Consider the following 26,997-nt stretch of genomic DNA (forward strand, 5'->3'; position numbering starts at 1 on the left):
CCCGCCAGTATAATTATTCCAAGCACCATTAGCGAAAGGTCCGTCATCATGTTCCGCCATGCACTGCACCTCACGTGGCCATTTGCATTGCCAGTCAGTCTGGTTTTTTTATTGTCCGCGTGCGGCCAGGAAGAGGTGACGCAAGTCACCGTACGACCGGCCATGGTGGTGCAGCCTGAGCCTTCGGCGCAGGCGATGGAAAGTTATCCGGGCGAGGTGCGTGCCCGCTACGAACCCGATCTGGCGTTTCGCATAGGGGGCAAAGTCAGCCGACGACTGGTCGACGAAGGTCAGCGCGTGAAGGCAGACCAACCCCTCGCCGAACTCGATCCGCAGGACGTGCGCCTGCAACTGGAAGCCACCCGCGCTCAGGTTTCCGCCGCTGAAGCCAATCTCAACCTCGTCCGTGCCGAGCGCGACCGCTACAAAACCCTGATGGATCGGCAGATGGTCAGCCGCTCCGCGTACGACAACGCCGAAAACCTCTATCGCTCCGGCGAAGCCCGCCTCAAGCAGATCAAAGCCGAATTCAACGTCTCGACCAACCAGGCCAGTTACGCCGTGCTGCGCGCGCCACAGGATGGCGTGGTGGCCAAGCGTTCGGTCGAAGTCGGGCAAGTGGTCGCGGCCGGGCAAACCGTGTTCACCCTCGCCACCGATGGCGAACGTGAAGTGCTGATCGGCCTGCCGGAGCAGAGTTTCGGACGCTTCAAGGTTGGGCAACCGGTGACGGTCGAACTCTGGACCCAGCAGAACCAGCGCTTCGCCGGGCAGATTCGTGAGCTGTCGCCGTCTGCCGATCCGAAATCGCGCACCTTCGCCGCGCGAATTTCTTTTACCAGCGGCAAGGTCCCGGCCGAACTGGGCCAGAGCGCCCGGGTGTTCGTGCAATCGGCCGATGCCGTGTCGCTGTCGGTGCCGCTCTCGGCGCTGACCGCTGAAAATGGCGCGACCTACGTCTGGGTCGTTGGTGCCAACAACACATTGAAGAAAACTCCGGTGCGTGTCGGCCCGTTCGGCGAGAAAGTCGTGCCGGTGCTCGAAGGCTTGAACGCCAGTGATTGGGTGGTCGCCGCAGGCGTGCATGTCCTGCTCGAAGGGCAGCAGGTGCGCCCCGTGGATCGCTCCAATCGTGTGGTCAATCTGGCGGACAAGGAGTAAGCCCCGATGCGCTTCAACCTTTCCGAATGGGCGCTGCGTAATCGCCAGATCGTACTGTTCCTGATGCTTTTGCTGGCCATCGTCGGTGCGTTGTCCTACACCAAGCTCGGCCAGAGCGAAGACCCGCCGTTCACCTTCAAAGCCATGGTCATCCAGACCCGCTGGCCGGGCGCCACGGCAGAGGAGGTTTCGCGTCAGGTGACCGAGCGCATCGAAAAGAAACTGATGGAAACCGGCGAGTACGAACGCATCGTTTCCTTCTCGCGTCCCGGCGAATCTCAGGTCACGTTCATTGCTCGCGATTCGATGCATTCCAAAGACATTCCAGATCTCTGGTATCAGGTGCGCAAAAAGGTCAGCGACATTCGTCAGACGTTGCCGCCGGGGATTCAGGGGCCGTTCTTCAACGATGAATTTGGCACGACCTTCGGCAATATCTACGCACTGACCGGCGACGGTTTCGACTACGCCGTGCTCAAGGATTACGCCGACCGCATCCAGATTCAACTGCAGCGGGTCAAGGATGTCGGCAAGGTCGACTTGCTTGGTTTGCAGGACGAAAAGATCTGGGTCGAGCTGTCCAACGTCAAACTCGCTACCCTCGGTTTGCCGCTGGCGGCGGTGCAACAGGCGCTGGAAGAGCAGAACGCGGTGTCCACCGCTGGCTTCTTCGAGACGGGCAGCGAGCGCTTGCAGCTACGGGTCACGGGGAATTTTCAGACAGTCGAGGAGATCAAGAACTTCCCGATCCGCGTCGGCGACCGGACCTTCCGTATCTCCGATGTTGCCGACGTGCGTCGCGGTTTCAACGATCCGCCGGCGCCGCGCATGCGCTTCATGGCTGAAGACGCGATTGGTCTGGCCGTGGCGATGAAGGACGGCGGCGACATTTTGGTGCTCGGCAAGGCACTGGAAGGCGAGTTCTCGCGGATCCAGAAAAACCTTCCGGCCGGCATGCAATTGCGCAAAGTCTCCGACCAGCCAGCAGCGGTGAAAACCGGGGTCGGCGAGTTTGTTCAAGTGTTGGTCGAGGCGCTGGCGATCGTGTTGCTGGTGAGTTTCTTCTCCCTTGGCGTGCGCACCGGCATGGTCGTGGCGCTGACCATTCCGCTGGTGCTGGCGATGACCTTCGCCTGCATGTATTACCTCGGCATCGGCCTGCACAAAATCTCCCTCGGTGCGCTGGTGCTGGCGTTGGGGCTGCTGGTGGATGACGCGATCATTGCCGTGGAAATGATGGCGATCAAAATGGAGCAGGGCTTCGATCGAATTCGCGCGGCCAGCTACGCCTGGACCAGCACCGCGTTCCCGATGCTCACCGGTACGCTGATCACCGCTGCAGGCTTCCTGCCGATTGCCACTGCGCAGTCCGGTACGGGTGAATACACCCGCTCGATCTTTCAGGTCGTGACGATTGCGTTGCTCGCTTCATGGGTGGCGGCGGTGGTGTTCGTGCCGTATCTGGGGGAAAAACTCCTGCCGGATCTGGCGAAAATTCATGCGGCCAAACACGGCACTGCCGATGGTCAGGCGGACCCGTATGGCACACCGTTTTATCAGCGGGTTCGGCGTTTGGTGGAGTGGTGCGTGTCGCATCGCAAAACCGTGATCGTGTTGACGGTCGGGCTGTTTATCGCCTCGGTGGTGCTGTTCCGTTTCGTGCCGCAGCAGTTCTTCCCGGCCTCCAATCGGCTGGAATTGATGGTCGATCTGAAACTGGCCGAGGGTGCGTCGCTGGCCAATACCACCGGCGAAGTCAAACGCCTGGAAGCGATGCTCAAGGAGCACGCCGGTATCGACAACTATGTGGCATATGTCGGCACCGGATCACCGCGTTTCTACTTGCCACTGGATCAGCAACTGCCGGCGGCGAGCTTCGCCCAGTTTGTCGTGTTGGCAAAAAATATCGAGGAGCGTGAAGCGCTGCGGGGCTGGCTGATCAGCACGCTCAACGAGCAATTCCCGGCACTGCGTTCGCGAGTCACGCGTCTGGAAAACGGCCCGCCGGTTGGCTATCCGGTGCAGTTCCGCATCACCGGTGAACACATCGAAGAAGTCCGCGCACTGGCGCGCAAAGTGGCGGCCAAGGTTCGCGAAAACCCGCATGTGGCCAATGTGCATCTGGATTGGGAGGAGCCGAGCAAGGTTGTGTACCTGAATATTGATCAGGATCGCGCTCGGGCACTTGGGGTGAGCACCGCCAATCTGGCGAAATTCCTGCAGAGTTCGTTGACCGGATCGAGTGTCAGTCAGTATCGCGAAGACAACGAATTGATCGAGATTCTGCTGCGCGGCACGGTGCATGAGCGCACTGAGTTGTCGTTGTTGCCGAGCCTGGCGGTGCCGACTGATAACGGTCGCAGCGTGGCGTTGTCGCAGGTCGCCACGCTCGAATATGGTTTTGAAGAAGGCATCATCTGGCACCGTAATCGTCTGCCGAACGTGACCGTGCGTGCGGACATTTATGGCAAGGAGCAGCCGGCGACGCTGGTGAAGCAGATCATGCCGACGCTTGATCCGATTCGCGCTGAATTGCCGGACGGTTATCTGTTGGATGTCGGCGGTACTGTGGAGGACTCGGCGCGCGGGCAGGCGTCGGTGAACGCCGGGGTGCCGATGTTTATTGTCGTGGTGCTGACCTTGCTGATGGTGCAACTGCGTAGCTTCTCGCGCACGGCGATGGTGTTTTTGACGGCGCCGTTGGGGTTGATCGGGGTGGTGCTGTTTCTAATGGTGTTCCGTCAGCCGTTCGGGTTTGTGGCGATGCTGGGGACGATCGCGCTGTCGGGGATGATCATGCGCAATTCGGTGATTCTGGTGGATCAGATCGAGCAGGATATCGCCTCGGGGCTGAGGCCTTGGCAGGCGATTATCGAGGCGACGGTGCGGCGTTTTCGGCCGATTGTGCTGACGGCGTTGGCGGCGGTGCTGGCGATGATTCCGTTGTCGCGCAGTGTGTTTTTTGGGCCGATGGCGGTGGCGATCATGGGCGGGTTGATTGTGGCTACGGCGTTGACGCTTTTGTTTTTGCCTGCTTTGTATGCGGCTTGGTTCAGGGTTCGTCGGGAGGGGTGATCTTCTTGGGGCTTGGCGGCCTTTGAGCCGACCATGCTCTGGGGGTTTTGGGTGAATATCCGTTTCTGCGGGTGTTGCCGCTGGCGGTTTCGCTCTTACAGCGAGTCCCTTTGGCAAACGCCCCAAAGGAACCAAAGGTCTGGGCCCCGGCGTTCGGCCCGCTCGCTGGGGCTCGGGGTTCCTTCGCTCCGGAATTGATCCGGGGGCATCGCTTCCGGTTTGCTGCGCTGCACCTCCTTTCGATGTATTCGACTTCGTCGAACGGCGCTTCGCGCCCACCCCCGGATCAATCCCTCCACTCAGCCTGCCGAAGGGGCCGGTACGGCAAGATCAAGAGCTGCAGCCGAGCTAACGCTCATCCTGTTGAGTGGTGAGAAGCGAAGCGGGTGCTTTTTTGCTTTTGCTTTCCTGTGGGAGTGAGCCTGCTCGCGAAGGCGGCCTGACTGCGGACGTGTTTCTTTCAGACGTACGCGATCCAACTGTAGGAGTGAGCCTGCTCGCGATGACGGCCTGACTGCCGACGTGTTTCTTTCAGACGTATGCGATCCAACTGTAGGAGTGAGCCTGCTCGCGAAGGCGGCCTGACTGCGGACGTGTTTCTTTCAGACGTACGCGATCCAACTGTAGGAGTGAGCCTGCTCGCGATGACACCCTCACAGCCACCCAATCTCTGCCTGAGTGCACGCGCCGAAATTGTGGGAGCTGGCTTGCCAGCGATGGCGTCCGCCAGCCGCTCAATCTCCACGTGATGTACTCAATCCACTGTGGGAGCGAGCCTGCTCGCGAAGGCGGTTTCGCAGCGTTCGCTACATTGCGATCAGTCTGTTATTGCGAAATACGCCGGTGAAGGATGGGCGTTGTTATCTGCATACCGAGGACTTCGAGCGTTGGCATCCTCGCAGTGGCGGTTTGCCAGGTAACCAAACTATCGCGGATGTATTGACTCCTCTGTAGGAGCTGCCGAAGGCTGCGATCTTTTGACTTTGAGTTTCTGAAAGTTAAAACCCAGATCAAAAGATCGCAGCCTTCGGCAGCTCCTACATGGGTGCGATATCAACCATAAAAAAGCCCGCTGGACCTGTGAAGGTCAGCGGGCTTTTTGTTGGGAGGGGAGTTTAGAGCGTCCCGAACACCTTCTTCGCCAGCCCCGTCGCCGCAGCAGCCGGGTTCTTGCGAATGGTTTCTTCCTGCTTGCCGATCATTTCGAACAAGCCGTTGAGCGCTTGCTCGGTGACGTAGTTTTCGACGTTGGCACTTTTCGCGTCGACAACGCCGAAAGTCGCGGCCTGGCCGGCGAAGGCGTTGTATTTCTGTGCCACGCCAACTTTGTCGGTGGCTTGTTTGACGATGGGCAGGAATTTGGCGCGGATCTGTTCGCGGCTGGATTTGTCCAGGTACTGGGTGGCCGAGTCGGTGCCGCCGCTGAGGATGCCTTTGGCGTCGGCGACGCTCATTTTCTTCACGGCGTCGACGAGGATCGGCTGGGCCTGGGTTACGGCAGTTTCCGCGGCTTTGTTCATGGCGGTTTCCAGCTCTTCGACCTGGGCGCCCATGCCGAAGGCTTTCATCTTGCTGGCGGCTTTGCCGAGTTTGCCCGGCAGTTCGATTTTCACGTCAGGGTTGTTGCTGAAACCGCCAGGGGTACCGAGTTGTTTGACGGCCAGTTGCGCGCCTTGGGTCAGGGCGTCCTTGAGGCCGCCGGTGGCGTCTTTCTGCGACAGGTCGGCGAGCGACAGCGCCAGTACGTTGGCGGAGATCATCAGGCCCGCGCACAGGCCGGCGAAGCGAAGGGTAGGGCGGAACATGGCAGCTTCCTTGGTAGGCAATTAGCGAATGGCGTCGACGCGGATTTTCAGCGGCTGCGGATCGTTGCCGTCGAGTTGCACGGCGTGGTTTTCGGTGGTGATGAACATCAGTTCACCGTTGACCTCGATGCGTGCGCTGACCGAATAGCGGTGGCCGGGTTTGACTTGCGCCGGATCGTAGGTCAAGTGAAAAGGCAGTGGCACCTGACCCTTGACCGCGCCTTTCTGTTCATCGAGCACCACGGCCGGGGCGTCGGCCAGCGATACGTCTTGCAGGCTCACGCTCAGGGTCGCGCTCGGTGGCAGGGCGATGCGTTGCAGGTAGAACACCTCACCGTCGAGGCTGGCCTTGCCGGCGGGTGTGGTTGATTGGCAGGCGCTGAGCAGCGTGGCGGCTGCGAGAATGGTCAGTTTTTTCATGGTGTTCTCCTTTCAATTGTAGGAGCGAGCCTGCTCGCGATAGCGGTGTGTCAGACGACAGTGACGGCGACTGACACGACGCCTTCGCGAGCAGGCTCACTCCTACAGGCTTTCATCAGGCTTCGGGCTGAGTGGTGGTCTGGTCGGCCGCATCTTCACTGCGATGCAGCGCCACCTGACGGATCGACAAGCGAATCTCCGCCGGCAACACGCGTTTGGCCGCGCCTTCGGCCAGTTCGCCGAGCAGTTCGTGGTAGCTCAGTTTGCCGGCTTCGTCGCGACGCAAAACGTCGAGGTCGAGCAGGGTCTGGATGAAATGGCGGAACAGGCTCTTGTCGAAGAATTCCGGGGCATTGAGGCCGTGCAGGATCGACAGGCGCTGGGCCATGACGGTGCACAGGTCTTCCAGTTCTTCGGCGCTGATGGTGTTTTGCCCGGCGTTGAGCAGCAGCGAAACCGTCATGTAGAAACGTTGCAGCGTCTGCGCGATGCTTTTCGACAGCAGGGTCAGCAACACGAAGTGCCGCGAACTTGGCGCCGGGCGCATGTACACGTCTTTCTCGAAGCGCAGCAGACCTTGTTCGACAAACGCTTCCAGCCACTGATCGACCACGGCGTCGAGTTCGTCCAGCGTCCAGCGGATGAACAACTCCGATTGCAGGTACGGATACAGGGCACGGGTGTAGCGCAGGATCTGTTCGCGGCTCATGCGCGAGGTGCTCTGGAAGAAGCTCGCCAGCAGCGACGGCAGCGCGAAGATGTGCAGCACGTTGTTGCGGTAGTAGGTCATCAGGACGGCATTTTGCTCGTCGAGATAGAGAATCTTGCCCAGCGCATCGTTCTGCTCGGACAGCAGGTCCATGTCCTTCACATGTTCGATCAGCGCGCGGCCATCGCCTTCGGGCAACGTGGTGTGCGGCGAGTAGGGAACCTTGCGCAGCAGCGCCAGATACAGATCCAGCACGCGCGCCATGGCCCGATCGTCCAGCGCCAGGCGTGTGGTCGACAGAAGGGCGAGCGCGACCAGATTTACCGGGTTGATCGCCGCCGCTTCGTTCAGATGCTGCGCGACTTTTTCGCCGAGGCGATTGGTGGTTTCGTTGAGCCACGCCGGTTTGAATTGCGGACCGAGTTCCTGCTGGCGCCAGTCCGGCTGCTCGCTGTCGAGGAATTCCGCCAGTTTGATCGGTTCGCCGAAGTTGACGGCGACCTGACCGAAGCGCTGCTTGAGTGCGCCGATGACTTTGAAGATGTCGAAAATCGACTCTTTCTTCTTGCTCGCGCCACGCAGTTCGCCGAGGTAGGTGCGACCTTCCAGCACCCGCTCGTAACCGATGTACACCGGCACGAACACAATTGGCATGCGCGATGAGCGCAGGAAACTGCGCATCGTGATCGCGAGCATCCCGGTTTTCGGTTGCAGCATGCGCCCCGTGCGCGAGCGGCCGCCCTCGACGAAGTACTCGACCGGGAAACCCTTGGTGAACAGCGTGTGCAGGTATTCGTTGAACACCGAGGTGTACAGCGGATTGCCCTTGAATGTGCGGCGCATGAAGAACGCGCCGCCACGACGCAGCAGGCTGCCGATCACCGGCATGTTCAGGTTGATCCCGGCGGCGATGTGCGGCGGGGTCAGGCCGTTGCGGAACAGCAAGTACGACAGCAGCAAGTAGTCGATGTGGCTGCGGTGGCACGGCACGTAGATCACTTCGTGACCCTGCGCGACTTTCTGCACGCCTTCGATGTGGTTGACCTTGATGCCGTCGTAGATTTTGTTCCAGAACCAGCTCAGCACCACTTCGAGAAAGCGGATCGCGGTGTAGGTGTAGTCCGAGGCGATCTCGTTGCCATAGCGCAGGGCCTGGGCCTTGGCTTTTTCCGGCGAGATGTTTTCGCGTTCGGCTTCGTCGAGGATCGCTTGCTTGACCAATGGCTGGTTGAGCAGGCCTTTGACGAGGTTACGGCGGTGGGAAATGTCCGGGCCGATGACCGCGGCTTTTAGATTGCGGAAGTGCACGCGCAGGATTCGCTGGGCCATGCGCACGGTGCGCTCGTGGCCCTTGTTGTGATCGATCAGTTCGCGCAGATGGATTGGCGCGGAGAATTGCACGCGGGTCTTGCGCCCGAGAATCATGATGCTCAGCAGGCGACGCAAGCGCCCGGTGACTGCCCAACTGTCGGCAAACAGCAGTTTCCACGGGCTCGATTCGCTATCCGGCGACTGACCCCAGAACACGCTGACCGGAATGATCTGCGCGTCTTCGGCGGCGTTCTGGCTCAGCGCGCTGACGAGTCGCGTCAGCGTCGGCGGCGCGCCGCGTTTGTCCTGACGGCCGAGCCAGTCCGGTTCCGGCGTCAGATAGAAGAACGCCGCCGGTTCCAGCAAATTACCCACCGACACTGGCAGCACCGGACGCGGCAGACCGGCCTTGGTGCACTCGGTGTCGAGCACGGCCAGATCGGTCAGCGAAGGGTTTTGCAGGACGTAGAACACCGGACGACTGCGGTCGAGGTTGAGAGTGAACGACGACTGGTTGATCGTCTCGGAGCGAACCCAGAGATACAACAGTCGGCGCAAGGTGCCAAACACAAGACGGCGGAACGGGGAACGGGTCATACGGCTTCTGCATGAGTGGATAAAACCGAGCAGGCGCTCGGGGCGGACAGTTTGCCGTATTAGGCGAAAATCGGCAAAAAAGCGGCGAAGTAATCTCCTGTTGAGAGTTTTCGCGCCTGTCATATACTCGGCGGTCTGTCGCCGGGGCCCTTTAAAGGTCGTCGGACGCAGGCTGACGTTCCTCAAAGGCTTTCCTGCGAAAAGCCTGTCCAATAATAAAAAAGGAGTATGAACAGATGGCAACACGTGAAACCGGCAACGTGAAGTGGTTCAACGACGCCAAGGGCTACGGCTTCATTCAGCGCGACGACGGGGTGGACGTATTCGTGCACTACCGTGCAATTCGCGGCGAAGGACACCGCTCGCTGGCGGAAGGTCAGCAGGTCGAGTACGCGGTGGTGACGGGGGAGAAGGGTTTGCAGGCTGAGGATGTTGTGGGTCTGTAAAAACCAGGATCAAAAGATCGCAGCCTTCGGCAGCTCCTACAGTTTGGAATGCATTCCCCTGTAGGAGCTGCCGAAGGCTGCGATCTTTTGCTGGTTAAGCGGTTTTCCAGGTGATCTCTTCTTCACCGTCTTCGCTGATGCGCATCCAGCGATCCGCCGTCTCCTCACCTTCTTCCTCGACCCACGTGCCCGGCGCGCAACGCACTTCGACGTTCAGCGCGGCAAAGGCTGCGCGGGCGCAGGCGATGTCGTCGTCCCATGGGGTCTGGTCGCTTTCCAGGTACAGGCTGTTCCATTTGCCCACGGCTTTCGGCAACCAGGTGACCGGGACGTTGCCGGCCTTGCACTTGTAGGTCTGGCCTTTCTGTACCCAGTCGCTGCACGGGCCCAGCGCGGCGCCGAGCCATGCGGCGATGGCCTTGTGGTCGACGTCGGCGTCTTTCAGGTAAATCTCGATATCCGGTTGGCGCATGGATGTCCTCACTGCGGGTCTGAAAAATCCATTCGCGGATTTAGCCGGCCCCGGGCATTTGCCCGAGACCAATAGTTATTGAAGAACGAAATAATCGTAGCGCATCGACACGGTGGTCTCGAACGGCTCGGCCTGCTCGATCACTGCCGCGCGACGCTCGGCACTGGCGCGCCAGCCGTGGGGTGTCATCGCCAGGAGGTTGGCGCGATCCTGCGGCTTGTCCAGCGTCAGCTTGAATTCCAGGGTTTCACTGTGCGCCAGCGCCATGCCTTGCGGCACCAGGGCCAGATGCTTGTCGTCGGTGTATTCGCGCACTTCGTCGTACAGGCTTTCGCGCAGTTCCATCAAATGGCCGCTGGTCGGGCCGACTTTCATCAATCCGCCGCCGACGCTCAGCAGGCGTTTGGCCTCTTCCCAATCCAATGGACTGAAGACGCTGGCGAGAAACTGGCAGCTGCCCGACGCCAATGGCACGCGGGCCATGCTGGCGATCAACCAGGTCAGTTGCGGATTGCGTTTGCAGGCGCGTTTGACGGCTTCCCGCGAGATATCCAGTGCGTAGCCATCGGCATCCGGCAGGGCAGCGGCGATCTGCGCGGTGTAGTAACCCTCACCACAACCAATGTCGACCCAGCGTGCCGGCGCGTAACTCGCCGCCAGCTCGGCCAGACGCTTGGCCACCGGCGCGTAATGGCCGGCGTTCAAGAAATCACGGCGGGCCTCGACCATCGCCTGATTGTCGCCAGGATCGCGGCTGTTTTTGTGCTGCACCGGCAGCAGGTTCAGGTAACCCTGCCGCGCACGGTCAAAACGATGCCCGGCGGGGCAGGCCACGCCGTTGTCCACCGCATTCAGCGGCTCACTGCAGATCGGGCACGCGAGCATCAGGCGAGCAACTTGATCATGGTCTGGTAGTAAATCTCGGTCAGTACATCGAGATCGGCTGCCAGCACGCGCTCGTTGACCTGGTGAATGGTCGCGTTGACCGGGCCCAGTTCAACCACTTGCGTGCCCATGGTCGCGATGAAACGACCGTCGGAAGTGCCGCCGCTGGTAGACGCCTTGGTCTCGCGGCCGGTGATGTCCTTGATGCTCGCCGACACCGCGTCGAGCAGCGCGCCCGGCTCGGTGAGGAACGGCAGGCCGGACAGCGCCCAGTCGATGTGCCAGTCCAGGTCATGCTTGTCGAGGATGTCGGCCACGCGTTTCTGCAGGCCTTCGACGGTCGACTCGGTGGAGAAACGGAAGTTGAACACTGCCACCAGATCACCCGGGATCACGTTGGTCGCGCCGGTGCCGGAATTGACGTTGGAAATCTGGAAACTGGTCGGCGGGAAGAAATCGTTGCCGTGATCCCAGTGCTCGGCGGCCAGCTCGGACAGCGCAGGCGCGGCGAGGTGGATCGGGTTCTTGGCCAGATGCGGATAGGCCACGTGGCCCTGAATGCCTTTGACGGTGAGCTTGGCGCCCAGCGAGCCGCGACGGCCGTTTTTCACCACGTCGCCGACCAGCGTGGTGCTCGACGGTTCGCCGACGATGCACCAGTCCAGACGCTCGTTACGCGCGGCCAAACGCTCAACCACAGCCTTGGTGCCGTGGTGCGCCGGGCCTTCTTCGTCGCTGGTGATCAGGAACGCGACCTTGCCTTTGTGGTTCGGGAAGTCGGTCACAAAGCGCTCGGCGGCGACGGTCATCGACGCCAGGCTGCCTTTCATGTCCGCCGCGCCACGGCCGCAGAGCATGCCGTGTTCATCGATCAGCGCGTTGAACGGGTCGATCTGCCAAGCAGTCACCGGACCGGTCGGCACCACGTCGGTGTGACCGGCGAAACACAGCACCGGGCCATCGTTGTCGCCGTGGGTAGCCCAGAAGTTATCCACATCTTCGATGCGCATCGGCTCCAGTTTGAAACCGGCATCGCCCAGGCGCTGCATCATCTGCTTCTGGCAATCGGCGTCGACCGGCGTCACGGACGGACGGCGGATCAGGTCGATGGCGAGTTGAAGGGTCGGCGAAAGGTCGGCGTGGGCCGTCATGTAATAACTCCGGGGTGCGCACGGTAAACCTGTAGAAGCTGCCGAAGACTGCGATCTGTTGATCTTGCTGTTGATTTAAAAAACAAAATCAAAAGATCGCAGCCTGCGGCAACTCCTACAGGGTTTGTTGGCATTGAAAAAGGCGACCATTCTAAAGCAAAACGGCGACCCGAAGGCCGCCGTTTGACGTTATCCAATAACCGATTACGCGGTTGCCGGCTCAGGCGCCGCTGCAGGTTTTGGCAGCGACGACAGGAACGCCATGATCAACGCCGCCAGATACGGCAGCGACTGCACCAGCAACATGACCACCCAGAAGCGCATGTCGTTGCTCGGCATGCCGTTGACCAGATAAATCCCCAGCGCCGCGCCCCACAACAGCAGCATGATGAACAGCTCTTCGCGCGCTTCGGAGATCGCCACCCAGAAACCGTGGTTGTCAGCGTTTTTCGGCGTGCGGAAGAACGGAATGCTGCTGGTGAAGAAACCGTACAGCACCGCTTTGGCGATGGTGTGCGACAACGCCAGCCCGGCCAGTGCCGCGCAGAACGCATCTTTCAGGTTCACGCCAACGGCGCGACGGTACAGGAAGATGATCTTGCCGACCTTGAACACGAACAGCGCCAACGGCGGGATCGCGAAAATCAGCAGCGGCGGATCGACCCGTTGCGGCACGATGATCATCGCCGCCGACCACAACAGCGCGCCGACGGTGAAGAAGATGTTCATGCCGTCCGCGACCCATGGCAACCAGCCCGCGAGGAAGTGGTAGCGCTGGCCGCGAGTCAATTCGGTGTCCTTGCCGCGCAGCAGGCTGCCGGTGTGACGCTTGATGATCTGAATCGCACCGTAGGCCCAGCGGAAGCGCTGCTTCTTGAAGTCGATAAACGTATCCGGCATCAGGCCCTTGCCGTAGCTGTCGTGGTAATACGCCGCCGACAGGCCTTTTTCGAATACACGCAGACCGAGTTCGGCATCCTCGCAGATACACCAGTCAGCCCAGCCCAATTCTTCCAGAACCGAACGGCGAGTCATGGTCATGGTGCCGTGCTGGATGATCGCGTCGCGGTCGTTACGGGTGACCATGCCGATATGGAAGAAGCCCTTGTATTCGGCGTAGCAGAGCTTCTTGAAGGTGCTTTCGTTCTGGTCGCGGTAATCCTGCGGCGACTGCACCACGGCGATTTTCGGGTCGGCGAAGTGCGGCACCATGTGCTTGAGCCAGTTCGGCGACACGCAGTAGTCCGAATCGATGACCGCGATCACTTCGGCATCCTTGGCGGTGTGCGGAAGCAGGTAGTTCAGCGCGCCGCCCTTGAAGCCGGCCAATGGCGAAACATGGAAGAACTTGAAGCGCGGGCCGAGGGTTTCGCAGTAGTCGCGCACCGGCTCCCACACCGCCGGGTCCTTGGTGTTGTTGTCGATGATCAGGACTTCATAGTCCGGGTAATCGAGGGCGGCCAAGGCGTCGAGGGTCTGTTTGACCATCTCCGGCGGCTCGTTGTAGCACGGCACATGGATCGACACTTTCGGCCGGTAGTCCGAATCACCCACCACCGGCAGGAATTCGCGTCGACGTTTGTGAATCCACACCGCTTCAGCCAGTTCATGGGCCTCGGTGAGTAACACGATGAACACCCCGAACGCACCGAGCGCCAGCAGGAAACCCACCGTCAGACTGAACCACGTGCTGTATTGCAGGCTGTAGTCGTAACCGATCCACACCAGCACCGACCCGCAAAGGAAGGCGATAAAGGTCAGGAACACGCGTCCGCGCTGACGCAGCGCCGAGCCGTCGATCATCAGCAACGTCAGCGACAACAGCGCCAGCACCACCGAACCGACTGCCAGCACGCGCCATTGCGGGATCGCGACCACCGGGCCTTCGAAATTGAATTTCTGCTGACGCGCGGCGTTGAACACGCCCCAATACGCGCCGACCGAACCTTCATCGCTGGCCTTCCACGGCTGGTCGAACGCTTCGATCACGAAGTAGTTGAAGCCCTGACGGTTGAGTTTGTTCACCAGCGTACGCAGGTAGATCGCCTGATCCGCCGGCGACGCATCAGCGCCACCGCGCATGCGGCCGTTGCTTGGCCAGCCGATTTCGGACAGCAACAACGGTTTTTTCGGGAACATCTTTTTCAGGTCGCGGGCGCGGTCGAAGACGAACTGGCCGGCCTTGTCGACCGGGATGAATTCCCAGTACGGCAGAACGTGAGCGGCGATCAGGTCAACGTGCTTGGCCAGCTCCGGGTGTTCTTCCCAGACGTGCCACTGTTCGGACGTGGTGACGGGTACTTTCACCGCAGCGCGCACCCGGTCGAGCAGTACGCTGAGTTGTTCAGCGGTGATTTCCTTACGGAAGATCGCCTCGTTACCGACCACCACGCGAACCACACTGCGCGACGTATTGGCCAGTTCGATGGCACGAGTGATTTCGCGCTCGTTGCGCTCCTGATCGGGGCTGATCCAGATCCCCAGGGTCACGCGCAGACCGAACTCTTCAGCCAGTTTCGGAATGTCTTGCAGGGAACCGTCGACCGAGTAGATCCGGATGTTATCCGTCAACTTGCTCATGATCTCGAGGTCGCGGCGCATCTCGTCGTCAGACGGATACTGATCCTTCTGTGGGTACTGTCCCTGCTGGAACGGCGAATAAGAGAAACCGGAGATCTGTTCCGGCCAATTGGGCGCGGAGACCGGGCGATTGATCAGCGCCCAGAAACCAGTGAACAGGGCGGCGATTGCCAGAACCACCACCAGGTTGAGACCAAATTTACGCGATGACATAGCTGTTTCGGGTTCCAAAGGCTGTGGAACGAAGGATCGGTAGGCTGTACCCCACAGGGGCGCGCATCCTACACCGACAGTTCGCCGGTCGTACATCAGACAGGGAAATGGCTCACATTGGGCAAGCCTCTTTGACTTAAGTTCTTACACTTGTAGATCGAAGGTTAAAACTTGTCGCTGCGTAGCCCTATAATGCGCGCCGGTTTTTGGGGTAATGGTCATGAGTACAGAAGATCCGCGGTTTGCAGGCATCGCCCGTTTGTATGGCATCGAAGGCATGGAGCGCTTGCGCGCGGCCCACGTGGCGATCGTCGGCGTCGGTGGCGTCGGCTCCTGGGCGGCGGAAGCCATTGCCCGTTGTGGCGTCGGCGAGATTTCGCTGTTCGACCTCGACGACGTCTGTGTCAGCAACGCCAACCGCCAGTTGCACGCGCTGGACAGCACCGTCGGCAAACCCAAGGTCGAGGTGATGGCCGAGCGTCTGCGCGGGATCAACCCGGACTGCACGGTGCACGCCGTGGCGGATTTCGTCACCCGCGAGACCATGGCCGAATACATCACGCCGAATATCGACTGCGTGATCGACTGCATCGACGCGGTCAACGCCAAAGCTGCGCTGATCGCCTGGTGCAAGCGCCGCAAGATTCAGATCATCACCACCGGTGGCGCGGGTGGGCAGATTGATCCGACGCTGATTCAGGTCTGCGATCTCAACCGCACGTTCAACGATCCGCTGGCCTCGAAAGTGCGCTCGACATTGCGCCGCGATTACGGCTTCTCGCGCACCGTGACCCGCCATTACAGCGTGCCGTGCGTGTTCTCCACCGAGCAACTGCGCTATCCGAAACCGGATGGCAGCATTTGTTTGCAGAAGAGTTTTGTCGGCGACGGCGTAAAGCTGGACTGCGCGGGCGGGTTTGGCGCGGTGATGATGGTCACGGCGACGTTCGGCATGGTCGCGGCGACCAAGGCTGTGGACAAGATTGTGGCGGGTGTTCGGCGCCCGGCGGAGCGGGTCAAACCTGAAGTGCAGTGAAAGCAGTTTTTGTGGCGAGGGGATTTATCCCCGATGGGTGGCGAAGCCGCCCCAAAGCCTATGGATGCGGTGTGACTATGAAAAACTGGGGCCGCTTCGCGACCCATCGGGGATAAATCCCCTCGCCACAGGGGAATTCCATTTCAGGATTAACCTGCGAGCGCATTCATCCGCTGAAGCACAGCATTCAGGCCATTGCTGCGCGAAGGTGATAATTGCCGGGACAGCCCCAACTGACTGAACCAGTCCGGCAAATCCACTTGCTGCAACTCATTAGCGGTCAGGCCATTGACCCGCAACAGCAGCAACGCCACCAACCCACGAATCATGCGCGCATCGCTACTCGCGGCGAACTGCCAGTGGCCATCCTGTAACGCGCCGACCAGCCACACCTGGCTCTCACAGCCATGTACCCGATTGGCGTCGCATTTGTCCGCGTCATTCAACGGCGCCAGACGATCACCAAACTGCATCAACAACCGCGCCCGCTGTTCCCAACCTGCCGCATTCTGAAAGGTTTGCAGCGCCTCGGCAGCCTCGACCGGCAAACTCATCGCAATAACTCCAGCGCCTGATCCAGCGCTTCAAAGAAGCGTTCCAGATCCTCGGAATCGTTGTACAGCGCCAGCGACACCCGAATCGCCCCGGCCAGCTCAAAGCTTTTCAGTAACGGCATCGCGCAATGGTGCCCGGCGCGCACGGCAATGCCTTGCTCGGTCAGCAGGTGCGCCAAATCAGCGTTGTGTACGCCTTCAACGACAAAACTCGCCAGCGCCAGTTGCGGTTTGCCCAGCAGGCGAATGCCGTTACGCGCCGCGAGGCCACGCAACAGATAGTCATGCAATGCCGCTTCGTGCGCCGACACCGCGTCCTGATCAAGACCTGCCAGATAGTCGAGGGTCGCACCGAGGCCGATTACGCTGGCAATCGGTGGAGTGCCCGCCTCGAAACCCAGTGGAGCAGGGCGGAAACGTGCGTCGTGATAGTTGGCTTCCAGGACCATTTCGCCACCGAACTGCCACGGTTTCAGCTGTTCAAGCGCAGTGTTGCGCCCAAAGAGCACGCCGAGGCCATCGGGGCCGTACAGCTTGTGGCTGGAAAACACATAAAAGTCGCAACCCAGTGCCTGCACGTCATGCCGACCGTGGACCACACCTTGCGCGCCGTCGACCACGGTCAGCGCGTTGTGCGCCTTGGCCATGCCCAGCAGCGCCGGCAATGGTTGCCACGCGCCGAGCACGTTGGACAACTGACTGACCGCCAGCAGACGCGTGCGCGGGCCGATCAGGTGCACAGCGGCGGCGAGGTCGATCAAACCGTCGACATCCAGTGGCAGGATCACCAGTTTCAGTTGACGACGTTGTGCCAGTTGCTGCCACGGCAGCAGGTTGGCGTGATGCTCCAGGGCGCTGATGACAATTTCATCGCCCGGCTGGAAAAGATGTTCCAGGCCATAAGCCAGGAGATTCAGCGCGCTGGTGGCGCCGTGGGTAAAGATGATCTGTCCGCTGTCACCGGCATTCAGCCATTGCGCAACTTTCAGTCGACTGTCTTCAAATGCCTGCGTGGCATGGGCGCCGGGCAAGTGTTGTGCACGGTGCACATTGGCCGCGCCGTTGGCGTAGTAATGCGTCAGCGCGTCGAGCAGGGCTTGAGGTTTTTGCGTGGTGGCGGCGTTGTCCAGATAGGTCTGGTCTTGCCGTTGCAGAGCGGCGATGGCCGGAAAATCGGCACGCCAAGGGGAGGCAATCATCACAGTTTTTAGCCCTGGTGAAGAGGGGCGGGATGTACGCCAGACCCTGTAGGAGTGAGCCTGCTCGCGATGGCGTCTGTGAGGGCGCTAAAAGCATCGCGAGCAGGCTCACTCCTACAATGGATCGTCTAACGCTTAGTTGTGAGCGTGCAGCGCTTCGTTCAGCTCGATCGCCGATTTGTGGGTTTTGCATTCCACGGCACCGGTTTCCGAATTGCGACGGAACAGCAGGTCGGTCTGGCCGGCCAGTTCACGCGCCTTCACAACTTTAACCAGATTGTTGTGCTCATCCAGCAGCGCGACTTTGGTGCCGGCGGTCACGTACAGGCCCGACTCGACGGTGTTGCGGTCGCCCAACGGAATACCGATACCGGCGTTGGCGCCGATCAGGCAGCCTTCGCCAACCTTGATCACGATGTTGCCGCCGCCCGACAGGGTGCCCATGGTCGAGCAACCGCCGCCCAGGTCCGAACCCTTGCCGACGAAGACGCCAGCCGACACGCGGCCTTCGATCATGCCCGGGCCTTCGGTGCCGGCGTTGAAGTTGATGAAACCTTCGTGCATCACGGTGGTGCCTTCGCCCACGTAAGCGCCCAGACGCAGACGCGCGGCGTCAGCGATACGCACGCCGGCCGGTACGACGTAGTCGGTCATTTTCGGGAACTTGTCCACCGAGAACACTTCCAGCAGCTCGCCACGCAGACGCGCTTCGAGTTGCATTTCGGCCAGTTCGCTCAGGTCGACAGCGCCTTGGCTGGTCCACGCTACGTTCGGCAGCAGCGGGAAGATCCCGGCCAGGCTCACGCCGTGCGGCTTGACCAGACGGTGCGACAACAGGTGCAGCTTCAGGTACGCCTCAGGCGTGGAGGTCAGTTGCGCGTCTTCGGCCAGCAGAGTGGCGACCAGCGGCTTGTGGCTCTCGGCCAGACGGGTCAGCAGTTTGCCCTGAACGGCGTCGATGCCTTTGACCGCTTCAGCCAGTTGCGCAGCCTGTGCGGTGGTGAAGGTGATGGCCTGATTGCCTTCGGTGTAACCGAGGATCGGTGCAACAGCAGCGACCAGTTCGGCCGAAGGATTAAGCAGTGGCTGCGCGTAAAACACTTCGAGCCAGGCGCCCTGGCGGTTTTGCGTGCCGACACCGAAGGCGATGCTGAACAGAGAGTTGGACATGTGAATACCTCTACAAAGAGTGACGGGCTGCTTACTTCAGAGCGGCCGCGTAGATATCTGGCTTGAAGCCAATCAGGGTTCGGTCACCGAGATCGAGCACCGGGCGCTTGATCATCGAGGGTTGGGCGAGCATCAGTTCGATGGCTTTTGCTTGGTCGAGATCGGCTTTACGTTCGTCGTCGAGTTTGCGAAAGGTCGTGCCTGCGCGGTTCAACACCGTTTGCCAGCCGTGCTCGTCACACCATTGGGTCAGGTGTTCGCGGTCGATACCGGCGGTCTTGTAATCGTGAAAGTCATAGGCGACAGCGTGTTCATCAAGCCAGGTGCGCGCCTTTTTCATGGTGTCGCAGGCTTTGATGCCGAAAAGGTGCAACGTTTTACTTGAAACGGTCAAGGAATTGCCCCCTTTACAGGTGCTGGAAAAAAATGGTGTCGGATTATGCCATGACCAAACGGTTTCGCGGCGCCGAGGTTTATCTGCCACCACAAAACCCTGTAGGAGCTGTCGAGTGAAACGAGGCTGCGATCTTTTGATTCTGTTTTTAAACATCAAAAGATCGCAGCGTGCCGCAGCTCCTACACGGGGATCAGTGTCGGCGTGCGACATAGGTGCAACGGTCAGGCGCAGCCTAAACGGCTAATATGGCAGTTCAACGCTGTCGATTGTCCGAGATTCTGATTTATGCAAACCGCTTACACCGTCCTGATCCTGCTGATGCTCGTCAGCGTCTCGCGTCTGGTCGGACGGGTCATCCCGCTGCCGCTGCCTCTTGTGCAAATTGCCGCTGGCGCCTTGCTGGCCTGGCCGACCCTCGGTTTGCACGTGGCGCTGGATCCCGAACTATTCCTGTTTCTGTTCCTGCCGCCGCTGCTGTTCTCCGATGGCTGGCGCATGCCCAAGCGCGAACTCTGGCACCTGCGTGGCCCGATCCTGACGCTGGCCGTCGGGCTGGTGCTGTTTACGGTGGTCGGCGCCGGGTACTTCATTCATTGGTTATTGCCGACAATTCCGCTGCCGGTGGCATTCGCGTTGGCTGCCGTGTTGTCGCCAACGGACGCGGTGGCTGTTTCGGCGATTTCGCAAAATCGCCTGCCGACGCCGCTGATGCACATGCTTCAGGGCGAAGCACTGATGAACGATGCGTCGGGTCTGGTGACGTTCAAGTTTGCCTTGGCCGCGGCGGTGACTGGCGTGTTCTCGCTGGCCACCGCCAGTTTGACATTCGTATTGGTGGCGGTCGGCGGCCTGGCCGTCGGTGTGGCGCTGAGTTGGCTGGTCGGGCGTTTGCGGTCGTGGATGATCACTCGCGGGTGGGATGATCCCGCGACCCACGTCGTCTTCATGTTGCTGCTGCCGTTTGCGGCTTATGTGTTGGCCGAACGCCTTGGCGCCTCGGGCATTCTCTCCGCGGTGGCGGCGGGGATGATGCAGAGCTGGCTCGACCTGCTGCCGCGTCAGACCAGCACGCGATTGCTCAATCGCAGCGTTTGGTCGCTGCTGGAATTCGCTTTCAATGGCTTGATTTTCCTTCTGCTCGGTCTGCAATTGCCGGACATCATCAAAGCGGTGGTCAGCCATGAACCGACGTTGTGGCCGGCGTTGTTTTACCGCTGCCTCGATGTGATCGCAATTTTCCTCGCACTGGTGCTGCTTCGGTTTATCTGGGTACAGAGCATCTGGCGCTTATCGGTGTTGTTGCGGCGGTTGCGTGGTAAAGGTGCGCTGACGCAAGTGCCGACTGCGCGATCCTGCTGGCTGCTGACCGTCGGCGGCGTGCGCGGTGCGGTGACACTGGCGGGTGTGATGTCGGTGCCGATGCTGATGGGAGCGGATGCGTTCCCCGAGCGTGATCTGCTGATTTTTATCGCCGCGGGGGTGATTTTGCTTTCGCTGGTCTCGGCGTGCATCGCACTGCCACTGTTGCTGCGCGGCATCCAGAAGAGCCCGGACGACAAGCGCCGGCAGGAAGTTCGTGATGCCTGGCGCAAGACCGCCGAGGCGGCCATTCACTCGCTGGAAACCGAAGAGCTTGCCCCGCAGGACGCCGCGCAGGCAGCACTGGCGGCGGAACTCAAGGCGCGCATCATGTCCGAGTACCGCCATCAGCTCGATGTTTTCAACGACTCCGCCGAAGCCCAGGCGCTGGCATTCCAGATGGATCTGCTGGAGCGCCGTTTACGTCTCAAGGCGCTGCGCGCGCAACGCCTGGAGTTGTATAGCCTCAGCCGACAACATCAGATTGGTGATGATGTGCTCAGGGAAGTGCTGGGGGAGCTCGACCTGAGTGAGGCCAACCTCGGACAAGTCAAATAGACAGGTCACCGTAATCGATAGGTGGATAAATCGCTCTGGCGAAGGCCTTGTCGCCTTCGCTGAGCGTCTGGTTGATCCCTGTTTCCCAATTGTTTCGAGTCATGAAACTGGCGATCTGGTAATGCATGATCGAATCTTTATCGTAGGTGCCATAAATAATCATCCATTCGTTGATATAAAACAGATTGCGATCAACGTCCTTGTTACTCCATCCATGGCTCTCGGTGAAATACTTGTAGATCGCGGGTTTGTTCCATTGAATATTGGCTTCGGGATGCAAGTGGGCATGCTGGAAACCTAATGCATGGCCAAACTCATGAAGCATTGTTCGATCAAAGTCTGAATCGTCCGGCTTGACAGCGATTTTCAGAGTCGCTGTTTTTTTATCCGCGCGGAGTGCGTCGGTACCAACCATTGACTCGCTTTGTTTACTGCCGACTGCAATGCGAATGTCACCTTCGCCATCATCCACGAGTTCTATCGCAAGGCTGATAAAAGGCTCCCATTGCCGAATGACACGCTCTATACGATATCTGAGTTCATTGGGCACCTCTGGCATAAACGATATTTTCAGGGTGCTGGCGTTTTCCCATAACTTGCTGGATGCCACTGAGCGTTTGGGCCGTCCTTCGGATATCGCGGCGGTATTCTGTTCCTGAGTCGATGGCGTCGTTAATTGTTTTACATAGTGCATGATCAACATCCGTGTTGGGTCTGAGTGTTTGCGGCAGTGTGGCAGGGCAATGAAGTTAATGTATTTGAAAGGTATCAGGGGGCGGATGTTGTAACTTTATGCTGTGAACATTCGTTTTGACTGGATTTGTGGCGGTGGGGTGTTTGAAGGGAGTCGTGATGTATTGGCAGGCAAGTTATAAGCGTGTTCGTCGTAGGTGGCTGTAGCACGCTGGATCAATGTCCGCGCCAGGTTGCCTGGCGCGGACCTTCATGCTTACTGTTGACGAGTAATAAAGGCGCGAATCCGTTCGGCGGCTTCAACACACTCCGCCAAAGGCGCTACCAGCGCCATTCGAACGCGGCCGGCGCCCGGATTGACGCCATCGACATCGCGCGACAGATACGAGCCCGGCACTACGGTCACATGTTCTTCGGCAAACAGATCCCGGCAGAACGCCGCGTCGTCACCTTTCACGTTTGGCCACAAATAAAAGCTGCCATCTGGACGCTGCACATCCATCACCGGACTGAGGATTTCCAGTACCGCGTCGAACTTCTCGCGGTACAAGGTGCGGTTGGCGCGTACATGCTCTTCGTCATTCCACGCGGCAACGCTGGCCAGTTGCGTTTGCACTGGCATGGCGCAGCCGTGGTAGGTGCGATACAGCAGGAAGCCCTTGAGGATATCGGCATCACCGGCAACGAAGCCGGAGCGCAGGCCTGGCAAGTTGGAACGTTTGGACAGGCTATGGAACACCACGCAACGCTTGAAATCCTTGCGACCCAGTTCCACGCAAGCGGTGAGAAGGCCCGGCGGCGGGGTTTGCTCGTCGAAGTACAGTTCGCTGTAGCACTCGTCGGCGGCGATCACGAAGTCGTGTTCATCCGCCAGGGCGATGAGTTTTTTCAGGGTGTCGACCGGAATCAGCGCACCGGTCGGGTTGCCCGGCGAGCACAGGAACAGAATCTGGCAACGCTTCCAGATGTCCGCTGAAACAGCGTCGAAATCCGGATTGAAACCGTTATCGTCCAGGCACGGCAGGTAATGCGGTTTGGCGCCGGCCAGGAACGCCGCGCCTTCGTAGATCTGATAGAACGGGTTCGGGCTGACTACAAGCGCGTCGTCGCCACGGTTGACCACGGTCTGGGTGAAGGCGAACAACGCTTCACGGGTGCCATTGACCGGTAGCACGTTGCGCGCCGGGTCGATCCAGCCGCTCGGGACGCCGAAGCGGCGTTCGCACCAGCCGGCGATGGCTTCGCGCAGGGCCGGGATGCCGAGCGTGGTTGGATACACCGCCATCTGATCCAGGCTGTTGGCCAGCGTTTCGGCGACGAAGCCTGGCGAACGGTGTTTCGGCTCACCGATGGACAGCGCGATCGGGCGCTTGTCCGGGTTCGGGGTCACGGTGCCGAGCAGGGCGCGGAGCTTCTCGAACGGGTAGGGCTGGAGCTGGTTCAGAGCGTTGTTCATGCGGGCCTCGTTCAATGTGGGGAGAGGTCTGTAATTAGAGATCTGTGGTGAGGGGATCTATCCCCGATCGGCTGCGCAGCAGTCGCAAATCATTGAATGCGGAGTACTTGGTACACCGTGATGGCTGATTTGGGGACGCTTCGCGACCCATCGGGGATAAATCCCCTCGCCACAGAAAAACCGTCACATACGTCTGTGTCCACCGGGGAAATGGTTAATTCAAATCAAATACTGATACGCGAAAGATTGATATCGGGTTCGTGGCTGACGCTCAACTGCTCGACAATCGCATCCTGCAAACGGCTGCACAGCAGCGGATCGGACAAAGGCTGATTTTTCGCATCAGTAATAAAGAACACGTCCTCCACTCGTTCGCCCAATGTTGCAATCTTGGCGTTTTGCAGCGACAGGTCGAACTCCAGAAAGATTCCGCCGATTCGCGCCAGCAGACCCGGTCGGTCAGGTGCGGTCAATTCCAGCACGGTGACCGGGCGTTGCGCGTCGTTGTGGATAGTGACCTGCGGCGCGAACGCGAAATGCTTGAGCTGGCGCGGCACCCGGCGCTGAATGATCGTCGGGTAGTCGTCCGGATTGCGCAGGGCGTCGGTCAAACCGTCGCGGATCTGCTTGATCCGCACAGGGTTGTCGCCGATGGATTCGCCATCGTTGTCGAGCACGATGTAGGTGTCGAGGGTGAACTGGCTGCTCGAGGTGATAACCCGGGCGTCGTGAATGTTCAGGTTGAGCTGATCCATTGCCGCCACGGTCACCGCGAAGAAGTCGTGCTGATCCGGTGCATAAATGAAGATTTGTGTGCCGCCCTCGAACTCGCGCTGGGTGGTTTCCTTGATCAACACCAACGGCCCGCCATCGACGGGTTGCTGGAGGATCGCATCGCTGTGCCAGGCCACGTCGCCGGCGGTGTGGCGCAGAAAATAGTCGTCGCCCAGTTGTGCCCACAATTGTTCGACGTCGTCCGGATCGGTGCCGCCGCGCACGAGGATGTCGAGTGCCGCACTCTGGGTCTGGCGGATCTGCTCTTCGCGGTCCACCGGGTTCTCCAGGCCGCGACGCAAGGCCCGCTTGGTTTCGGTGTAGAGCTGGCGCAACAGGCTGGCGCGCCACGAATTCCACAGCGTCGGATTGGTCGCGTTGATGTCGGCCACGGTCAGCACGTACAGATAGTCGAGACGGGTTTCATCGCCGACCGCTTGCGCGAAATCGTGGATTACCTGCGGGTCGGACAAATCCTTGCGCTGAGCGGTGGTCGACATCACCAGGTGGTTCTGCACCAGCCAGACGATCAGGCGGCTATCCCACACCGGCAACTGATGGCGCTGGCAGAACGCCTCGGCATCGATCGCGCCGATCTCCGAGTGATCGCCATGACGGCCCTTGCCGATGTCGTGATACAGGCCGGCGAGATAAATCAGCTCGGGTTTCGGCAGCTTGGCCATGAGCTTGCTGGCCAACGGGAATTTTTCCGACACCTGGGTGTACTGAAGCTTACGCAGGTGTTTGATCAGGTTCAGCGTGTGCGCATCGACCGTATAAATGTGGAACAGGTCGTGCTGCATCTGCCCGACGATAAAACCGAACTCCGGCAGGTAGCGCCCGAGAATGCCGTAACGGTTCATCCGTCGCAGATTGCGATGGATGCCGATCTTGCATTTGAACAGCTCGATAAACAGGCTGGTGTTGCGGATGTCGTTGCGGAAATCGTCGTCGATCAGGTGACGATGCTCGCGCAGCAGGCGGATGGTGTCGGCGCGCACGCCTTTGATTTCCGGCTGCTGGGCCATCAGCACGAATATCTCGAGCATGGCGAACGGGGTGCGGCGGAACACATTGTCGTTGCGCGCTTCGATGTAGCCGTCATGTAGCTGGAAACGCGAATTGATCGGTTGCGGCGGCGCTTCGTCTTCCGGCGCGAGGATGACTTCCTCGAAGTGCTGGATGATCAGGTCGCTGAGCTGGGCGATGCTCATGACCACCCGGTAATACTGCTGCATGAAGTTTTCGATGCTGTGCTTGGCGTCATCGCCTTCGAACCCCAGCAGCGTCGCAATCGAACGCTGATGATCGAACAGCAGACGGTCTTCGGAGCGTCCGGCGAGCATGTGCAGGGCGTAGCGCACCTTCCAGAGAAATTCCTGAGAGGACGCGAGCAACGCGTTTTCGCTCTCCACCAGAAAACCTTCGCCAGCGAGTGCACGTAAATTCAGCGTGCCGTACTGACGACGGGCGACCCACAGAATCGTCTGAATATCCCGTAGTCCACCGGGCGAGCCTTTGACGTTGGGTTCCAGGTTGTATTCGGTATCGTTGTACTTGTGGTGACGAGCCTTCTGCTCGGCGCGTTTGGCCAGGAAAAATTCCTTGGCCGGCCACATGTGCGCAGTGCTGGTGACGTCGAGCATGCGTTGGCGCAAACGCTCGGGGCCGCTGATGGTGCGGCTTTCCATGAGGTTGGTGACCACGGTCAGGTCGGCGCGCGCCTCTTGCGCGCACTCGTCCACCGAGCGAACGCTCTGACCGACTTCCAGGCCGATGTCCCACAGCAAGGTGAGAAACCGCTCGATGGAATCGCGGAAAACTTCGTGATCGGCGCTGTCCAGCAGGATCAGCAAATCGATGTCGGAATAGGGGTGCAATTCACCTCGGCCGTAGCCGCCGACTGCGACCAGCGCGATGTCCGCGTCTTCGCTCCAGTTGAACTGCTCCCAGGCCTTTTGCAGGATATTGTCGACGAACCAGGCACGGTCCTCGATCAGCCGACGAATATCACGACCGCTGCGAAAACGTGCGTCGAGCACGTCGCGGGCCTGGCGAATCGCCTTCTTGAAGGCGGCGATGGGGCTCGCTTTCAGGGCCAGCTCAGCCTGGAACTGGCCACGGTCGAAGAGTTCGGGATCCACCTGCGGCATCGATTGGCTTTCCTTCTATAAGGCTGGGAGCGTTTGTGGATCAGGCCGAGATGCGTGGAATGGTGTCATCGGCACGCAGGGTGAAGATCTCGTAGCCGGTGTCGGTGACCAACAGGGTGTGTTCCCACTGGGCCGAGAGCTTGCGGTCCTTGGTGATCGCGGTCCAGCCGTCGCCCAATACCTTGGTGTCGGCCTTGCCCTGATTGATCATCGGCTCGATGGTGAAGGTCATGCCGGCCTTCAGTTCCATGCCAGTACCGGCGCGGCCGTAGTGCAGGATCTGCGGCTCTTCGTGGAACACCTTGCCGATGCCGTGGCCACAGAACTCACGAACCACCGAGAAGCCGTTCTTTTCCGCGTGTTTCTGGATGACTTCACCGATGTCGCCGAGGCGGCAGCCAGGTTTGACGATTTCGATCGCCTTGTACATGCATTCTTGGGTGATTTGCGACAGGCGCTCAGCCCATACCGGGACTTCGCCGACATGGAACATGCGGCTGGTATCGCCGTGGTAACCGTCCTTGATCACGGTGACGTCGATGTTCAGGGTGTCGCCGTTTTTCAGCGGCTTGTCGTTCGGGATGCCGTGGCATACGACGTGGTTGATCGAGGTGCAGATCGACTTCGGATAGCCCTTGTAGTTGAGCGGGGCAGGGATGGCCTGCTGCACGTCGACGATGTAGTCGTGGCAGATCTGGTTCAGTTGATCGGTGGTAACGCCCGGTTTGACGTGTTCGGCAATCATTTCCAGCACATCGGCGGCCAGTTTGCCGGCGACACGCATGCCAGCGATGTCCTCGGGAGTTTTGAGGTTGACGGTCAT

At 59.9% G+C, this 26,997-nt stretch carries 20 protein-coding genes; 5 read left to right on the top strand and 15 right to left on the bottom strand.

From position 1 onward, the window contains the following. Positions 1-48: 48 nt before the first annotated feature. A complete protein-coding gene (locus ACA061_RS05240; protein ID WP_210701077.1) occupies positions 49-1,161 on the top strand; it encodes an efflux RND transporter periplasmic adaptor subunit in 1,113 nt (370 codons plus the stop codon). A gap of 6 nt (positions 1,162-1,167) precedes the next feature. After that, positions 1,168-4,236, top strand: a complete 3,069-nt coding sequence (locus tag ACA061_RS05245; RefSeq protein ID WP_497300757.1) for an efflux RND transporter permease subunit — start codon at positions 1,168-1,170, stop codon at positions 4,234-4,236. Positions 4,237-5,351: 1,115 nt separating this feature from the next. On the opposite strand, the gene ACA061_RS05250 is transcribed toward ACA061_RS05245, so the two are convergent. The 3 genes from ACA061_RS05250 to plsB all read right to left on the bottom strand — a co-directional run bounded on the left by ACA061_RS05250 (position 5,352) and on the right by plsB (position 9,078). Further along, on the bottom strand, positions 5,352-6,041 hold the full coding sequence (locus ACA061_RS05250; RefSeq protein WP_497300758.1) for a DUF4197 domain-containing protein: 690 nt from the start codon (positions 6,039-6,041) through the stop codon (positions 5,352-5,354). A gap of 21 nt (positions 6,042-6,062) precedes the next feature. Continuing rightward, entirely contained in the window at positions 6,063-6,461 is a 399-nt protein-coding gene (locus ACA061_RS05255; protein WP_150597616.1) for a YbaY family lipoprotein, read from the bottom strand. 115 nt (positions 6,462-6,576) lie between these two features. After that, on the bottom strand, positions 6,577-9,078 hold the full coding sequence (plsB, locus tag ACA061_RS05260; protein ID WP_497300759.1) for a glycerol-3-phosphate 1-O-acyltransferase PlsB: 2,502 nt from the start codon (positions 9,076-9,078) through the stop codon (positions 6,577-6,579). A 236-nt stretch (positions 9,079-9,314) separates the two neighbouring features. On the opposite strand from plsB, the gene ACA061_RS05265 reads away from it, so the two are divergent. Beyond that, a complete protein-coding gene (locus ACA061_RS05265; RefSeq protein WP_042557861.1) occupies positions 9,315-9,524 on the top strand; it encodes a cold-shock protein in 210 nt (69 codons plus the stop codon). A gap of 94 nt (positions 9,525-9,618) precedes the next feature. On the opposite strand, the gene ACA061_RS05270 is transcribed toward ACA061_RS05265, so the two are convergent. The 4 genes from ACA061_RS05270 to ACA061_RS05285 form a co-directional block, all read right to left on the bottom strand. After that, positions 9,619-9,996 carry a hypothetical protein gene (locus ACA061_RS05270; RefSeq protein ID WP_150604722.1) on the bottom strand — a complete coding sequence of 126 codons (378 nt, stop codon included), beginning with the start codon at positions 9,994-9,996 and terminating at the stop codon, positions 9,619-9,621. 75 nt (positions 9,997-10,071) lie between these two features. Beyond that, entirely contained in the window at positions 10,072-10,881 is an 810-nt protein-coding gene (locus ACA061_RS05275) for a putative RNA methyltransferase (protein WP_210553897.1), read from the bottom strand. After that, complete coding sequence (dapE, locus tag ACA061_RS05280) at positions 10,881-12,032, bottom strand: succinyl-diaminopimelate desuccinylase (protein ID WP_150618113.1); 1,152 nt, start codon at positions 12,030-12,032, stop codon at positions 10,881-10,883. Before dapE ends, ACA061_RS05275 begins: the two co-directional genes overlap by 1 nt. A 204-nt stretch (positions 12,033-12,236) precedes the next feature. Next, a complete protein-coding gene (locus tag ACA061_RS05285) occupies positions 12,237-14,825 on the bottom strand; it encodes a glycosyltransferase (protein ID WP_210553896.1) in 2,589 nt (862 codons plus the stop codon). A 214-nt stretch (positions 14,826-15,039) separates the two neighbouring features. Between ACA061_RS05285 and tcdA the strand changes: the two genes are divergently transcribed. Beyond that, a complete protein-coding gene (tcdA, locus tag ACA061_RS05290; RefSeq protein ID WP_150604718.1) occupies positions 15,040-15,861 on the top strand; it encodes a tRNA cyclic N6-threonylcarbamoyladenosine(37) synthase TcdA in 822 nt (273 codons plus the stop codon). Between the two features lie 149 nt (positions 15,862-16,010). On the opposite strand, the gene ACA061_RS05295 is transcribed toward tcdA, so the two are convergent. The 4 genes from ACA061_RS05295 to ACA061_RS05310 all read right to left on the bottom strand — a co-directional run bounded on the left by ACA061_RS05295 (position 16,011) and on the right by ACA061_RS05310 (position 19,178). Then, on the bottom strand, positions 16,011-16,415 hold the full coding sequence (locus ACA061_RS05295) for a SufE family protein (RefSeq protein WP_497300761.1): 405 nt from the start codon (positions 16,413-16,415) through the stop codon (positions 16,011-16,013). Beyond that, complete coding sequence (locus tag ACA061_RS05300) at positions 16,412-17,617, bottom strand: aminotransferase class V-fold PLP-dependent enzyme (protein ID WP_497300763.1); 1,206 nt, start codon at positions 17,615-17,617, stop codon at positions 16,412-16,414. Before ACA061_RS05300 ends, ACA061_RS05295 begins: the two co-directional genes overlap by 4 nt. A 132-nt stretch (positions 17,618-17,749) precedes the next feature. Then, the gene (gene dapD / locus ACA061_RS05305; RefSeq protein WP_116028740.1) at positions 17,750-18,784 is read right to left on the bottom strand and encodes a 2,3,4,5-tetrahydropyridine-2,6-dicarboxylate N-succinyltransferase; all 1,035 of its coding nucleotides are present in this window, start codon (positions 18,782-18,784) and stop codon (positions 17,750-17,752) included. 31 nt (positions 18,785-18,815) lie between these two features. Beyond that, the gene (locus tag ACA061_RS05310; protein ID WP_042557868.1) at positions 18,816-19,178 is read right to left on the bottom strand and encodes an ArsC family reductase; all 363 of its coding nucleotides are present in this window, start codon (positions 19,176-19,178) and stop codon (positions 18,816-18,818) included. 288 nt (positions 19,179-19,466) lie between these two features. On the opposite strand from ACA061_RS05310, the gene ACA061_RS05315 reads away from it, so the two are divergent. Further along, entirely contained in the window at positions 19,467-21,098 is a 1,632-nt protein-coding gene (locus ACA061_RS05315) for a Na+/H+ antiporter (RefSeq protein WP_497300765.1), read from the top strand. On the opposite strand, the gene ACA061_RS05320 is transcribed toward ACA061_RS05315, so the two are convergent. From ACA061_RS05320 to map, 4 genes are all read right to left on the bottom strand, one after another. Further along, positions 21,091-21,792, bottom strand: a complete 702-nt coding sequence (locus ACA061_RS05320) for a M12 family metallopeptidase (RefSeq protein ID WP_150618108.1) — start codon at positions 21,790-21,792, stop codon at positions 21,091-21,093. The genes ACA061_RS05315 and ACA061_RS05320 overlap by 8 nt on opposite strands. Before the next feature lie 255 nt (positions 21,793-22,047). Further along, positions 22,048-23,247 carry a succinyldiaminopimelate transaminase gene (dapC, locus tag ACA061_RS05325; RefSeq protein ID WP_497300766.1) on the bottom strand — a complete coding sequence of 400 codons (1,200 nt, stop codon included), beginning with the start codon at positions 23,245-23,247 and terminating at the stop codon, positions 22,048-22,050. Between the two features lie 224 nt (positions 23,248-23,471). Then, positions 23,472-26,174: a [protein-PII] uridylyltransferase gene (locus ACA061_RS05330; protein ID WP_150618106.1), complete on the bottom strand. Its 2,703-nt coding sequence runs from the start codon at positions 26,172-26,174 to the stop codon at positions 23,472-23,474. 40 nt (positions 26,175-26,214) lie between these two features. Continuing rightward, on the bottom strand, positions 26,215-26,997 hold the full coding sequence (gene map, locus ACA061_RS05335) for a type I methionyl aminopeptidase (RefSeq protein WP_042557873.1): 783 nt from the start codon (positions 26,995-26,997) through the stop codon (positions 26,215-26,217).

Source organism: Pseudomonas sp. LBUM1668, assembly GCF_059695715.1.

Coding starts and splice junctions, on each gene's coding strand:
- dapE (WP_150618113.1), bottom strand. CDS start 12,032: ATGACGGCCCACGCCGACCTTTCGCCGACCCTTCAACTCGCCATCGAC.
- ACA061_RS05295 (WP_497300761.1), bottom strand. CDS start 16,415: ATGAGTTTGCCGGTCGAGGCTGCCGAGGCGCTGCAAACCTTTCAGAAT.
- plsB (WP_497300759.1), bottom strand. CDS start 9,078: ATGACCCGTTCCCCGTTCCGCCGTCTTGTGTTTGGCACCTTGCGCCGA.
- ACA061_RS05255 (WP_150597616.1), bottom strand. CDS start 6,461: ATGAAAAAACTGACCATTCTCGCAGCCGCCACGCTGCTCAGCGCCTGC.
- ACA061_RS05245 (WP_497300757.1), top strand. CDS start 1,168: ATGCGCTTCAACCTTTCCGAATGGGCGCTGCGTAATCGCCAGATCGTA.
- map (WP_042557873.1), bottom strand. CDS start 26,997: ATGACCGTCAACCTCAAAACTCCCGAGGACATCGCTGGCATGCGTGTC.
- dapD (WP_116028740.1), bottom strand. CDS start 18,784: ATGTCCAACTCTCTGTTCAGCATCGCCTTCGGTGTCGGCACGCAAAAC.
- ACA061_RS05320 (WP_150618108.1), bottom strand. CDS start 21,792: ATGCACTATGTAAAACAATTAACGACGCCATCGACTCAGGAACAGAAT.
- tcdA (WP_150604718.1), top strand. CDS start 15,040: ATGGTCATGAGTACAGAAGATCCGCGGTTTGCAGGCATCGCCCGTTTG.
- dapC (WP_497300766.1), bottom strand. CDS start 23,247: ATGAACAACGCTCTGAACCAGCTCCAGCCCTACCCGTTCGAGAAGCTC.
- ACA061_RS05275 (WP_210553897.1), bottom strand. CDS start 10,881: ATGCTCGCGTGCCCGATCTGCAGTGAGCCGCTGAATGCGGTGGACAAC.
- ACA061_RS05330 (WP_150618106.1), bottom strand. CDS start 26,174: ATGCCGCAGGTGGATCCCGAACTCTTCGACCGTGGCCAGTTCCAGGCT.
- ACA061_RS05285 (WP_210553896.1), bottom strand. CDS start 14,825: ATGTCATCGCGTAAATTTGGTCTCAACCTGGTGGTGGTTCTGGCAATC.
- ACA061_RS05250 (WP_497300758.1), bottom strand. CDS start 6,041: ATGTTCCGCCCTACCCTTCGCTTCGCCGGCCTGTGCGCGGGCCTGATG.
- ACA061_RS05265 (WP_042557861.1), top strand. CDS start 9,315: ATGGCAACACGTGAAACCGGCAACGTGAAGTGGTTCAACGACGCCAAG.
- ACA061_RS05315 (WP_497300765.1), top strand. CDS start 19,467: ATGCAAACCGCTTACACCGTCCTGATCCTGCTGATGCTCGTCAGCGTC.
- ACA061_RS05270 (WP_150604722.1), bottom strand. CDS start 9,996: ATGCGCCAACCGGATATCGAGATTTACCTGAAAGACGCCGACGTCGAC.
- ACA061_RS05240 (WP_210701077.1), top strand. CDS start 49: ATGTTCCGCCATGCACTGCACCTCACGTGGCCATTTGCATTGCCAGTC.